This window comes from Candidatus Palauibacter sp. (assembly GCF_965197445.1).
Classification (GTDB): domain Bacteria; phylum Gemmatimonadota; class Gemmatimonadetes; order Palauibacterales; family Palauibacteraceae; genus Palauibacter.
The window spans coordinates 588675-601509 of the sequence record NZ_CBDANE010000005.1 but is presented as its reverse complement, the minus strand read 5'-3'; the positions used below and the strand labels follow the sequence as shown (position 1 = coordinate 601509).

At 67.4% G+C, this 12835-nt stretch carries 11 protein-coding genes; 5 read left to right on the top strand and 6 right to left on the bottom strand.

What is annotated here, in order from left to right:
- Positions 1 to 97 precede the first annotated feature (97 nt).
- Complete coding sequence (locus ACN9M6_RS09850; RefSeq protein ID WP_419162755.1) at positions 98 to 1267, top strand: hypothetical protein; 1170 nt, start codon at positions 98 to 100, stop codon at positions 1265 to 1267.
- 62 nt (positions 1268 to 1329) lie between these two features.
- Here ACN9M6_RS09850 and ACN9M6_RS09845 read toward each other — a convergent pair whose 3' ends face one another.
- Together ACN9M6_RS09845 and ACN9M6_RS09840 are read right to left on the bottom strand one after the other, a co-directional pair.
- Positions 1330 to 2169, bottom strand: coding sequence for an FAS1-like dehydratase domain-containing protein (locus ACN9M6_RS09845; RefSeq protein WP_419162754.1), 840 nt, complete (start codon positions 2167 to 2169; stop codon positions 1330 to 1332).
- 5 nt (positions 2170 to 2174) lie between these two features.
- On the bottom strand, positions 2175 to 3338 hold the full coding sequence (locus ACN9M6_RS09840) for an acyl-CoA dehydrogenase family protein (protein ID WP_419162753.1): 1164 nt from the start codon (positions 3336 to 3338) through the stop codon (positions 2175 to 2177).
- Between the two features lie 128 nt (positions 3339 to 3466).
- On the opposite strand from ACN9M6_RS09840, the gene ACN9M6_RS09835 reads away from it, so the two are divergent.
- Positions 3467 to 3685 carry a hypothetical protein gene (locus ACN9M6_RS09835; protein WP_419162752.1) on the top strand — a complete coding sequence of 73 codons (219 nt, stop codon included), beginning with the start codon at positions 3467 to 3469 and terminating at the stop codon, positions 3683 to 3685.
- On the opposite strand, the gene ACN9M6_RS09830 is transcribed toward ACN9M6_RS09835, so the two are convergent.
- Entirely contained in the window at positions 3652 to 5016 is a 1365-nt protein-coding gene (locus ACN9M6_RS09830) for a 4-hydroxy-3-methylbut-2-enyl diphosphate reductase (protein ID WP_419162751.1), read from the bottom strand. The two genes, ACN9M6_RS09835 and ACN9M6_RS09830, sit on opposite strands and share 34 nt — an antisense overlap.
- A 196-nt stretch (positions 5017 to 5212) precedes the next feature.
- On the opposite strand from ACN9M6_RS09830, the gene lon reads away from it, so the two are divergent.
- Positions 5213 to 7864 (top strand): endopeptidase La, encoded by a 2652-nt coding sequence (gene lon, locus ACN9M6_RS09825; RefSeq protein WP_419162750.1) that lies wholly within the window; start codon positions 5213 to 5215, stop codon positions 7862 to 7864.
- A 13-nt stretch (positions 7865 to 7877) separates the two neighbouring features.
- Here lon and ACN9M6_RS09820 read toward each other — a convergent pair whose 3' ends face one another.
- Positions 7878 to 8561: an HAD family hydrolase gene (locus ACN9M6_RS09820; protein WP_419162749.1), complete on the bottom strand. Its 684-nt coding sequence runs from the start codon at positions 8559 to 8561 to the stop codon at positions 7878 to 7880.
- A gap of 62 nt (positions 8562 to 8623) precedes the next feature.
- On the opposite strand from ACN9M6_RS09820, the gene ACN9M6_RS09815 reads away from it, so the two are divergent.
- Entirely contained in the window at positions 8624 to 9733 is a 1110-nt protein-coding gene (locus tag ACN9M6_RS09815; RefSeq protein WP_419162748.1) for a 6-phosphofructokinase, read from the top strand.
- Between the two features lie 39 nt (positions 9734 to 9772).
- On the opposite strand, the gene ACN9M6_RS09810 is transcribed toward ACN9M6_RS09815, so the two are convergent.
- Entirely contained in the window at positions 9773 to 10384 is a 612-nt protein-coding gene (locus ACN9M6_RS09810) for a superoxide dismutase (RefSeq protein WP_419162747.1), read from the bottom strand.
- Between the two features lie 301 nt (positions 10385 to 10685).
- On the opposite strand from ACN9M6_RS09810, the gene ACN9M6_RS09805 reads away from it, so the two are divergent.
- Positions 10686 to 11810 (top strand): hypothetical protein, encoded by a 1125-nt coding sequence (locus ACN9M6_RS09805; RefSeq protein ID WP_419162746.1) that lies wholly within the window; start codon positions 10686 to 10688, stop codon positions 11808 to 11810.
- A 3-nt stretch (positions 11811 to 11813) separates the two neighbouring features.
- Here ACN9M6_RS09805 and ACN9M6_RS09800 read toward each other — a convergent pair whose 3' ends face one another.
- Positions 11814 to 12800, bottom strand: coding sequence for an FAD binding domain-containing protein (locus ACN9M6_RS09800; RefSeq protein ID WP_419162745.1), 987 nt, complete (start codon positions 12798 to 12800; stop codon positions 11814 to 11816).
- Positions 12801 to 12835 lie beyond the last annotated feature (35 nt).

The following is a 12835-nucleotide window of genomic DNA, read 5'->3' as shown; positions in this document are numbered from 1 at the left end:
TGAGACCGGCCCCTGCCGACGTTCGGGTGGCGGTCGCCGGCGAATTGCTTTCGTCTTTTGTTCGGCTCAGGACAGTAAGAAAGATGGAGTGGCACGGGTGACACAAGTAGCGACAACCGTCTTCGACCGCATTCCGATGGATGGGCCCGAAGTCCGGCGAGCGGTCGTTCGGACGCGCCTTCGCGCCGACGCGGGGGGCCGGGCCGAGATCGCGGAGGCTTCCTCGGTGGCGGCGACTCCGGACGGTTTCGTTGTCGTGGATCGGACGTCGTCGGAGATCATCTTCTTCGATCACGATGGCGACCGGCTCGGGTCCGTGGGCGGGCCCGGGTCGGGACCGGGGGAGTTCTCGAAGGGGGTCTTCCAGGCCGTATGGATCGGCGACCGGCTGTGGGTGCCGGATCTCGTGAACCGGCGGCTCAGCGCGATCGACGTGTCGAGCCGGAAGTGGCTCGACTCCAGTCCGCTGCGTCTGCGCACCGGCCTTCCCTGGTACTGGATGGCCCTGCCCGGGGGAAAGCTGGGAGCGCTGGTTGCAAGCGGCCGCGCCGCGCTGGACGGCAGTCCGTTCGATCTCCGCTATTGGACCGGTCGGGAGCTGCGGACTGCCTTCCCGTTGAGCGAAGGCGCAGGGGAAATGATCCGGGGGCTGGGAAGCTGGGGGGCTGGAGTCTTCGTGCGGGGCGGGACCCGGGATGAGACGTTCGCCATTCTCGACCCCGGGGCAGGCACCGTACGCGTGCACGATCTCGCCGGAACGGTCGTGGAGCGGTACGCATTCGATCCGGACGACTCGATGGCCCTGGCCGGCGCTGACCTGGCGTACCTGACCAGGCTCAGCGCGCGATATCGCAGGACGCAGCGGCAGCAGCGAGAACGCTGGGCGGAGAAGATTCGGCAACGGATCTCCGAGGTGTTCCCGGTTCGCGGGCCGGAGTCCCCGGCCCCAGGACTGGATCCGGGCCCAACGTTCGGCGACCGCTACCCGTTCTTCCTGAACGGAAGCCCCGATCCGGCTACCGGCAGCATCTGGTTTGCACGCCCCATGACCGCCGGTGAGATGAGGGATCTCTCGGACTCTCTCGGATGGGAGGGGGTACGGCAGTCGGCAAAATACTGGGACCGGTACGGGGTCGACGGCGCCTTCCGTGAGCGCCTCGAGTTTCCCCCGGGCGTTGTCGTTACCGAAGTCCGCGATGGCCGCTTCTACGGATACGAAATGGACGAGTCCGGCCTGCAACACGCGATCGTGCTGTCGCCGCCTTGAGGCCCGCTGGAAGTCCTGTGCGCGATCTCTCAAGCGGAGAGTGGCGAAGATCGCGGCGAGCTTCAGGCCAGCGTGGCGGCGGCTGACATCGTGAGGGCCCCGGTGTCGTCCAGCGCCCTCAGACTCACGTCTCGATCCGTCTGCCGACCCTGAAGGGTGATCGGACGGTCGACGAACATCGGGCGGCGCGCCCGGAACGCCAGCGTCCGCAACGACCGTCCGGCGCGGCGGGTCGCAAGATCAGCGAGCAGGAGCGCTGTGAACGGGCCGTGCACCACGAGATCGGGATACAGCTCGACCCCGCGCGCGTAGTCCCGGTCGTAATGAATCCGATGCGCGTTGAAGGTGAGAGCCGAGAACCGGAACAACGTGGCGGCATCGGGCGTCACCGACTCGGACCACTCCATCTCGTCCTCCGGGCCCGCAACCCGCGGCAAGCTCAGCGGCTCCGTGGGCCGCTCGAGGAAGACGAGATCCTGCTCCTCGATGATTTCCCCGCCTTCCCCGGTGATCCGGTGTTCGACCGTGACCAGCACCAGTGGGCCGCTCCGGCCCTCTTTCGGCGTGATCGCCCGGATGGTCGACCGCCGACGAACGAACTCTCCGATCCGGACCGTTCCCTTGAACCGGAGCCGTCCCCCGGCCCACATCCGGCGCGAGAAGGGAAGCGCCGGGAGGAACTCGCCACGCTTCTGGTGGCCGTCCACGTCGAGCCGGCTGCCGGGCGCCAGCTCGCGGCAGTACATCCAGTGGAAGAGCGGTGGCAGCGGGTCGCCTTCGTCGAGCGACCCCGGATCCCGGTCAAGCGTCGCCAGCATCGCGCCGGCGAGCGTCGCCGAGGCCCGATCCGTCACCTCATCGGTGCGCCCCACCCAGGCGGCCCAGTCCTTCATGTCCGCCATGTCCGCTAGAACGACTTCGGGAGACCCAGGACGTGGGTCGCCACATGGGAAAGGATCAGGTTCGTCGAGATCGGCGCGATCTGATACAGCCGCGTCTCGCGAAACTTCCGCTCGATGTCGTACTCGGTGGAAAAGGCGAACCCGCCGTAGGTCTGCATGCACATATCCGCCGCGGCCCACGACGCGTCGGCCGCGAGGTACTTGGACATGTTCGCTTCGGCCCCGCACGGCGCGCCCTCGTCGAACAACGTAGCGGCCCGTTCGACCATGAGGGCGGCGGCCTCCGTCTTCATGTGGGCTTCCGCGATCGGAAACTGGATCCCCTGGTTCTGACCGATCGGGCGCCCGAACACCTCCCGTTCCTTCGCGTATCCCGCGGCGTGTTCCACGAAGAAGCGCGCGTCGCCCACGCACTCGGCCGCGATGAGTACCCGCTCCGCATTCAGGCCATCGAGGATGTAGCGAAACCCCTTCCCCTCCTCACCGATCAGATTCTCGGCCGGCACGCGCAGCCTGTCGAAGAAGACCTCCGTGGTCGAGTGGTTGATCATCGTCTCGATGGGACGGATGGTGATCGCGGCTCCGACCTCATCCCGCAGATCTACCAGGAATACGGACATCCCGGCCGTGGGTTTACCGCTCTCCTCCCGAGGCGTGGTGCGGGCGAGCAGGAGCATGAGATCGGAGTGCTCCGAGCGGGAGATCCATGTCTTCTGGCCGTTGATGACGTACGCGTCGCCATCACGCGTGGCCGTAGTCCGGATCCGCGTCGTGTCCGTGCCGCAGGTGGGTTCGCTCACGCCGAAGGCCTGCAGGCGCAAGTCGCCCGCGGCGATCCGGGGCAGGTAGTGCCGCTTCTGCGCTTCACCTCCGTGCCTGAGGAGCGTGCCCATGATGTACATCTGCGCGTGGCAGGCGGCCCCGTTGCACCCCGCGCGCTGGATCGTCTCGAGGATGACACACGCCGCCTTGAGGTCGAGTCCGGCGCCACCGTATTCCTCCGGAATGAGAGCCGCGAGATACCCCGCGTCGGTCAGAGCCTCGATGAACTCGGTCGGATAGGCCTGTTCGCGATCCCGGTCGCGCCAATACTCGCCGGGGAAGCGCTCGCACAGGCTCCGCACCCCGTCGCGGATCGCCTCATAGCCGTGTTCAGGGTCCGAGAACACGCTCCACCTCTTTTCTCCGTGGTTCCGCGGTTCCAGGCACGCCCGGACGGTACGAGGTGCCCGCCGGGCCGGCGATGGCTCCCGCCGGAATCCGGCAGCATATTGTCAGGAGCCGTGGTATTCGTCTCGTGGCGACCGTACCTGACGGCGGGCTCGGGCGCTTCCACGAACTCTGCGAGGCGGACCCCGACATACGTCTCGTCACGCTCACGACCGAGGAGGAGGGCGTAGCGCTCGCCTGCGGGAGCTGGCTCGGCGGTGAGTTGGCGGTCGTCGCCATGCAGTCGGGTGGGACGGTTCGGCGCGGCAGCTGTCAGGCGGTGCCCAGCACCTCGGAGGGGTCGTAGCCCGCTCCCCGGATTATGCGCTCCACCGCCTCGCCAAGCTTGGAGTCCGGTGTCGATGCGCCCGCGGTAAGACCGATCTCGACTTCGCCCGACGGGAGCCACGCATCCTCCGTCAGAATCTCGTCCCCACCGATCCGCTTGTGCGTGATGCGCCCCCTGACGGTGTCGATGCAGGTCGCATCCTCGACGTGATACGTCTTCGTATGCAGTGAGCAGAGGTGCGCCAGCTGGTTCGTGTTCGACGAGTTGTAGCCGCCGATCACGATCATGAGGTCCGGCGGGACCTCCATCATCTCCTTCACGGCATCCTGCCGTTTCTGGGTGGCCGAGCAGATCGTATCGAAGCTGCGGAACCGGTTGGGCAGCTCCTCCGGACCCCAGCGATCCGACATCGCTTCGCCGAGCTGGGCGGCGATGGACAGCGACTCGGAGGCCAGCATCGTCGTCTGGTTGGCGACGCCGATCCGTCCCAGATCGCGATCCGGATCGAACCCCGGCGACCTGGATGGATCGAACAGCTCCATGAAGTCCTCCCGGTCGCCGTCTCCGCGGATGTAGGAGCACACGACCTGGGCCTGGGCCATGTCCCGCACGATGAGGAACTTCGCCCCGTCGTACTTGTTGACCTGCGAACTGGTGGTGCGCGTCTCCTCGTGCCAGTACTTGCCGTGCACGACGGTCGTGAATCCCTCGCGCGCGTAGCTCTCTACGCGCTTCCACACGTTGAGCACCGAGCCGCACGTCGTGTCGATGAGAATGCAGTTCAGCGCCCGCAGCGTCTCGAAGTCGTGCAGCGTCACGCCGAAGGCCGGAATGATCACCACGTCTTCCGGAGTGACCGAACTGAAATCGAACTCGCCCTCTTCGGTAGGATAGAGGAACTCGATCTCCATCTCTTCGAGACGACGGTTCACATGCGGGTTGTGGATGATCTCCCCGACAAGGAAGATCCGCCGGTCGGGGAATTTCCGGCGGGACTCGTAGGCATAGTCCACGGCGCGGTCCACGCCATAGCAGAAGCCGAAGCTCTTCGCGAGACGCAGGTGGAGCCGGTTCACGCGCAACTCGAAATCGCGCGCGCGTATGAGCGCCACGAGCGCGCTCCCGTACTCGAAATCGAGCACCGGCTGGATCTCTTTCTTGAGCCCCAACCCGCGACGGAAGTAGCGTTCCTCCCCGGGCGCCGCCTTGCGTCCGGCCTGACCCAGCGCCTGTCTTGCCATGGCAGGAAAATGGCACGGCGCCCGCAGTGACGCTACATGCACCGCGGGAGTCTGTCCCGAGCCGGGGGAGCGCCCGGACCCTGCCGCCTTGACGCACGGCGTCCGCATCGGCAGTCCTCTAGGAGTGCGATGCGCCAAATCGGCCGGCGTCGCCAGCTTGTTCGCCGTTCCAGCGGGCCCGAAACCTGCATCTAAGGACGTAACCCTCCCCTTCGGATGGAACGGGGAGGGGGTTCGCGAGTTACACCAGTTCGGCGGAAGCGACGCGCGCCTGACGCGCGAGAGGAATAGAGACCACGCGACTATGAGCGATGAGAACGGACGCAGGGACCAGCCGGATGCGCCGCCTTCCGTGAATGGCGGCGTCGCGCTGGAGGTAAGGGACACGGAGCAGGCGGAGTCCGAGCCGCAGGTCGCTTCGCAGCGTCTGCGGCTGCCGGTCCTGCCGCTCCGGGGCACAGTCGTGTTCCCGGCGGTCGCGGCGCCGATCGCCGCCGGCCGTGACAAGACGATGAAGGCCATAGACCGGGCGATTGCGGGCGACAAGCTGCTCTTCGCCGCCGCGCAACTGGACGCCGAGGTCGAGAAGCCGGACCCGGAACACCTGTACCGCATCGGCACGGTGTGCCGAATTGCCCAGATGCAGAAGGTGCCAGGCGGCATTCAGATGGTCATCCAGGGCGATGTCCGCGCCGCCGCGCTCGAATACACGGAGCGGGACGGGTATCTGGAGGTCGTCGCGCGCCAGATGGACGACATGGATCCGCTCGACCCGGAGGAGCGCGCGTTCGCCGCGCTCTACAAGGAGGTCCATGAGCGCGCCGCCGAGGTCAGCCGTCTGCGCGGCGTACCGAAGGAGATCGTGGACCACCTCCTGGGCGGCGTGACCACGCCCGGCGAACTGGCCGATCTCGTCGCGTTCTACACCGAACTCGAGGTCGAACAGAAGCAGGAGCTTCTCGAGACCCTCTCGGTCGAGGCCCGCCTGAGATCGCTTCTCGTCCACCTGCAGAAGCAGATCGGCCTGCTCGAAGCCCAGGAGGAGATTCGCGAGCAGGTCCAGGAGGAACTGGGGGAGCGGCAGCGCGAGATCTTCCTGCGCGAGCAGATGAAGGCGATCCAGAAGGAACTGGGCGAGGACATCGACTTTCAGGAGACGAAGGATCTCCGCGACCGCATCGAGGCTCTGGAACTGCCGGAAGAGGCACGCCAGGAAGTCAACCGAGAACTCAGACGTCTGGAGCGGATACCGCGCGAATCCGCCGAAGCACAGGTCGTGCGGACCTACCTCGAAATCGTCGCAGACCTTCCGTGGTCCGAGACGACCGAGGAGCAGCTGGACATCGCGCGTGCCGAGGAAGTCCTCGAGCGGGACCATTACGGGCTGCGCGATGTCAAGGAGAGGGTCCTCGATTTTCTCGCGGTGCGGAAGCTTCAGGATGAGGCGAGGTGCCGTGAAGTGTCCGAGCCGGAAGCCGAGAGTGCAGCGGCGCCCGAGGCCACCGACGAGGCGGAGACGGACGCCCCCGCGGACGAACCGGCCGAGAGTGAGCCGGCCGAGAGTGAACCGGACGCGGATGAGGGCGACACGGAGGCCGTGCGCGGACACGAGGACGACCGGGCCGGAGAAACGCTGCTCTTCGTCGGGCCGCCGGGCGTCGGAAAGACGTCGATCGCACGCTCCATCGCCGATGCCATGGGCCGCAAGTACGTCCGCGTGTCGCTGGGCGGGGCGCGCGACGAGGCGGATATCCGGGGACACCGGCGGACCTACGTGGGCGCGATGGCGGGCCGCGTCATAGAGGGGCTCAAGCGTGCGGGGACCAGGAACCCCGTCTTCCTCCTGGACGAGATCGACAAGCTCGGGGTGTCGTTCCAGGGCGACCCGTCGGCGGCCTTGATGGAGGTGCTCGATCCGGCGCAGAACGGCTCGTTCGTGGACCACTACCTCGGCGTGCCGTTCGACCTCTCGGAGGTGTTGTTCATTGCGACGGCGAACGTCTTCCAGCAGATCCCCGGACCGCTGCGCGACCGCATGGAGGCGATCGAATTCCGGGGCTACACCGAAGCCGAGAAGCTGGAGATCGCGAGGCGGTTCCTGCTGCCGCGGCAGAAGCGGCGCAACGGACTGCTGCAGGAGCAACTGGAGGTGGGAGAGGACGCCATCCGGTCGATCATCACCCGCTACACACATGAGGCCGGGGTCCGCAATCTCGAGCGCGAACTCGGCTCGGTCTGCCGGAAGTCCGCTCGCAAGGTCGCGACCGGCGCGGCAGAGGTGGCGGTGGGGGCGGATGACCTGCGCGAGTTGCTGGGTCGCCCCAAGATCCATGCCGCGAAGAAGATGGAGGAGAATACGGTCGGGGTGGCGACCGGCATGTACTACACGCCCGTCGGCGGCGACATCATGCTCGTCGAGACCCGTGTGCTGAAGGGCAAGGAGGGGCTGGTCCTCACGGGGCAGCTGGGCGACGTCATGAAGGAGAGCGCGCAGGCGGCGCTCACGTTCGCGCGCAGTCACGCGAACGGCCTCGAACTGACGGAGGAGCGGCTACGGGATCACGAGATCCACATCCACGTGCCGGCGGGCGCGATCCCCAAGGAGGGGCCGTCCGCGGGGATCGCCATGGCGGTGGCACTCGTCAGCGCGCTGGGCGACCACCCCGTGCGGCACGACGTGGCCATGACGGGCGAGATCACGCTCTCCGGCCGCGTCCTCCCGATCGGAGGGGTCAAGGAGAAGGTGCTCGGCGCCGCGCGCGCCGGCATGAGCGAGATCATCCTTCCGGCGGTCAACGAGGGCGATCTGGACGACCTGCCCGATCAGGTCTGTGACCAACTCGAGTTCCACCCGGTGGAGACGCTCGACGAGGCGCTGGCCGCAGCACTGGTCAATGGATCGCTCGAAGGCGGGGCGCTCGCTTTCTCGGCAGGTGGCCGCGACGCCTCGGGCTGACGGCTGGAGTTCCTCAGAGCGACGGCTGCGGCACTTCCGGCGGGGCGATGTAGCGTAGCACTTCGTCAATCGTGTCCAGCATGATGTGCGGGCGTTCGATGGCCAGTTCCCGCTCCGAGAACGGACCCCACAGCGCGGCCATCGTCGTCACGTCGGCCGCGTGCCCGGCGCGTATGTCCCACACCGAGTCGCCCACGTAGGCCGCGGTCTCCGGCGACGCGTCCAGGCGCTCGAGCGCCAGCCGAATCGGGGCTGGGTCGGGCTTGTGCGGTACGGGCTCATCCGAGGTCACGATCACGTCGAACAGGGCCTCATCGAGCGTGCAGGCCGCCAGGCTCCGGGCCGTTCCGGCGCTCGCCTTGCTGGTCACGACCCCGATTCGAATCCCGTTCGCGCGCAACTCGACGAGTGTCTCGGAGACGCGGGGGAAGGGACGGATGAGGCGCTCGTGTTCCCGGAAGTTGTGCTTCAGATAGGTCTCGACCATGGCCTGCACTTCCTCGGCCGTGTCGACCAGGTACCCGAACTGGGCCCGCAGTGGCTGACCCAGCGTCCGCAGCCACACGTCCTCGGCAGGGGGCTCCTCGAAGTGAGCGTCCATCGTGTGGCGCCACGATGCGAGGATGAGATCCGCCGAGTCGACCAGCGTGCCATCGAGGTCGAAGAGGATCGTATGCAGGGGTCCGTGGTTCGACATGGCAGCGAGGGTGCCCTCCGGCGGGCGTAGCGTCAAGCCCTCGTGACCCCGATTATCGGGCCATGGACGAGACCAGGGAAATTCGGCGGATCGCGATCAACACCGGCGGAGGAGACGCGCCGGGGCTGAATGCGGTCATCCGCGCCATCGTGCTGAGCGCCGTCAACCGCGGCTGGGAGGTCGTGGGGATCGAGCACGGGTATGGCGGACTGTTGCCGGACGACACAGGCGAAGTGATTTCGCTCGGTGGCGACGCCGTGCGCGGTATCACGCACCGGGGGGGGACGATTCTGGGGACGACCAACCGATCCAACCCGTTCGCGTGGCCGGCGCGGTTGCCGGACGGCACGATCGAGGAACGAGACCGATCGGGCGAGATCATCGAGAGCGTGCGCCGGCACGGGATCGACGCGCTGATCGCCATCGGGGGCGACGGTAGCCTTCACATCGCCCTCAAGCTCTTCGAACGGGGGCTTCCCGTGGTCGGCGTCCCGAAGACGATCGACAACGACCTCCACGGGACGAGCCTGACGTTCGGCTTCCTGACGGCCGTTGAGACGGCCACCGATGCGATCGGAAGGCTCCATTCGACGGCGGAGAGCCATCGCCGGGTCATGGTCGTGGAGTTGATGGGACGGCATGCCGGGTGGATCGCGCTCTACAGCGGACTGGCCGGCACGGCTGACGTGATCCTCATCCCGGAGATCCCCTACCGGATCGAGAAAGTCTGCGACAAGATCCGGCAGCGGGACGCCGCGGGACGTGACTTCAGCATCGTCTGCGTCGCCGAGGGCGCCATGCCGGTCGACGGCGCGGCGATGCTCAAGACCGTGCATGGCGGTGCCGGCGATCAGACTCGCCTCGGCGGCCTGGGCGACCTGGTCGCACGGGAGATCTCGAGCCGGACGGGGAAGGAGACGCGGTCGATCGTGCTCGGCCACCTGCAGCGCGGCGGCGCGCCCATCTCCTACGACCGCGTCATGTCGCTGCGCTTCGGCGGCGCCGCGGTGCGCTGCGTGGCCCGCGGCGAGTTCGGGACCATGGTCGGGCTCGACCCGCCCACGGTGAAGGCGATCCCGCTCGCGGAGGCACTCGCCAACCACAAGTCGGTGCCTGTCGACGGTGATATCGTGGCGACCGCGCGGGACCTCGGGGTCAGCTTCGGCGACTGACCCCGGGTCCGGCGGCTGAGGACAGCTTCGGCCGTGACGCTAGCCCGTGGCGGCGGCGTGGCGGGCGGCCACGTCGGCCCAGTCCACCACGTCCCAGAAGGCCGCGAGATAGTCCGGCCGGCGGTTCTGGTAGTTCAGGTAGTACGCGTGCTCCCAGACATCGACGCCGAGAATCGGCGTATCTCCCTGCATGAGCGGACTGTCCTGGTTCGCGGTGGAATACACGCTGAGATCTCTTGCGCCGCCGACTACGAGCCACGCCCAACCGCTGCCGAAGCGGGTGGCTCCCGCCTTCTGGAACGTCGCCTTGAAGTCATCGAAGGAACCGAACGCGCCGTCGACCGCGGCCGCGAGGTCGCCTGACGGACTCCCCCCGCCGCCTGGAGACATCGAAGTCCAGAACATCGAGTGGTTCGCGTGGCCGCCGCCGTGGTTCCGCACCGCGCCACAAATCGACTCGGGCACGTTGTCGATGCCGCGCAGCAGGTTCTCGACCGAAAGGCTCGCAAGCTCGTCGTGACCGTCGAGCGCGGCGTTGAGCATGTTCACATACACCTGGTGGTGCCGGCCGTGGTGGATCTCCATCGTGCGCGCGTCGATCGTCGGTTCGAGCGCGTCATGGGCGTAGGGCAGATCGGGCAATGCGTGCATCCTGCCTCCTCGAATTCAGAGCCCCCGGAGGGGGGATTCGGGACGAATCCCGTGAACTTCACGGGCGAGTCGTCCGGGTTTCCAAACGCTTCGCCAAGGTATGCGCACGGTGGGGATCGTGACCAGCGGTGCGGCCTTCGGGCGCGGGCGGCTTCGCGCCGCGGTGACTTCGCTCGCGGCTGTCTCGTCTTGTTTGTGTCGCACCCGCATGGACCCCGAGGATGGCGAGACGGTCATGACAGCGTTTGGAAGGTCGCGTGAACGAGGAATTCGCGGTCGGTCGGCCGGAGGTCGGGCCGCTGTGGCCGTGAGGTGTCGAGGCTTCGCGGCCGGGCTGCTCGCTCTGCTGGCGGTCGGGTGCGTCGAAGACGGGAGCGTCATCGGCCCGCCGCCGGTCGACGTCCCCTTCGACCCGCAGGCGACAGCCAACTCGATCTTCTCGCTCCGCTTCGCCGCAGACAACGCGATCGTCGCGCAGGTGCGGACGATCGCGGAGGTTCTCGGCCTGTCCGATCCCCCCGCGAACCGGGTCGCGCATTCCCGTGCGCGTGCCACGGACGACCGTCTGAATCTGTTGCGCGTGCTCGAGCCGCGGTCTCTCGAGCGGGCCGTCGCGAACATCGCGGCGGCACGAGCGAGTTCCCGGATTCCGCTGTTCCCGATCAACTATCTGGGCAAGGAGTTCGTCTTCGACCCGAACATCGACGCGTACGTAGAGCATGGAGACAGAGGTCCGGAGAACGGCGTCCGTTTCGAACTCTACGTGGTGGATCTCTCATCGGGACTGCCGGCGCTCCCGCTGCGGCCGTTCGGCTTCGTGGACCTCATGGACGAGAGCGACGCGGTATCCACGCGCCTGCGGGTCCGGGCGTTCGACACGAGCGCCGGGGGCGCCCTGCCCGTCGCCGACTATGTGGTGGACGGGGCCTTCGCCACGGGTGGAAACGGCGTGTCGGTGAGCCTCCTGTCGGAGGGGTTCGTGGAGGACCGGAATGGCCGCTTCGACTTCGAACTGGACGAACTCCTGGAGTCGGACGACGGAGCCCGGATCACGCGGGTGACCTCGGACCACCGCGTGGTTTCGGCGGAGGGCACCGAGGTGCGGCTGCTCGTCGACGGTGACCTTTCCTTCGATGGTTCGCACGCCGACCTCCTCTTCCGCATGGACATCGACGGTTCGGCCGGACTGACGCTCGTGGACCTTGGTGTGCTGAACGGCTCCCAGGACGGAAAGATACGCCACGGCGGGCGAGTGGAAGCCCTGGTCGGAGGTACCGTCAGCACGCCCACGTTCGCCGATGTCGCGGGCCGGGGGTTCACGAATGCCGAACTGGCCGCTCTGGACGAGATCCTGATCGGCATCGACGACGTCCTGGTGTTCGTCGGCGAGGCCTACGTTCCCCTGGCCGACCTGTTCGCCTTCTGACGGTCAGGCCGTGGCGATTTCGTTGAGGGCGCGGCGTACCAGGACGGGGATCATCGCGCGCCGCCACTCAAGGTCGACGGTGATGTTCGCGAGGGGGTGACACTGGCGGAACGCCTGCTCGGCCACGGCCTCGATCACGCTCGAGCCGAGCCGGTTCCCCACGGCGGTCTCCTCGACCTTGCCCACGTGGCGCGGATACGAGCCCATCGCGGAGACGACGAGGCGAAAGTCGGACACGCGGCCGTCGCCGTCGCGGCCGACGCGCACGGCAAGGTTCGCCAGCGGGAAATCGATCGCCTGGCGCGGCCGGAGCTTCTGAAACGCGACCTGCGTCCCCTCGGGCGGCCTGGGGACCCGGATCGCGACGACGAGTTCGCTGCGGCCGGTCGAACGGTTCCAGATCCCGTCCGAGGTGAAGAACTGCCGGATCGGTACGTCGCGCGTCCCGTCCTCCCCCGCGACTTCGAGAATCGCGTCGAGGACGCTGAGCACGGGCGGGGTGTCCGCGGAGTGCGCCGCGACGCAGCGCGTACCGCCCTTCACGACGTGGCAGACGTCTCCATCTTTCTTCAGGCAGTAGCCGAGCGCCTTCCGCCAAAAGCGCGTCTGGTTGTAATACGCGCAGCGGGTGTCGAGGCAGACGTTGCCCCCGATGGTGCCGACGCGCCGTAGCTGGGGACCCGAGACAAGTCGTGCGGCGCGGGCCAGACTCGGGATGGCGGCGAGGACCTCTGGGTGCGCCGCGACCGATGTCAGCGTCTCGGCCGCTCCGATACGAACCTCCGTCGCGGTGGACGTGATCCCCCGCATCTCCCGGACCCGGCTGAGGGCGACGAGGTGGCCCGGCGTGAACAGCCCGTGCTTCATGTTGGGGACCAGATCGGTCCCTCCGGCGATCGGCATCGCGTCGTCCCCATGGATGGAGAGCAACGCCAGCGCCTCGTCGAGCGCGGACGGCATGTGGTATTCGTAGGGATGAAGCCTGAGCATGTCCGATAAACTATCCTGTGAGCCGGATCGCGCCC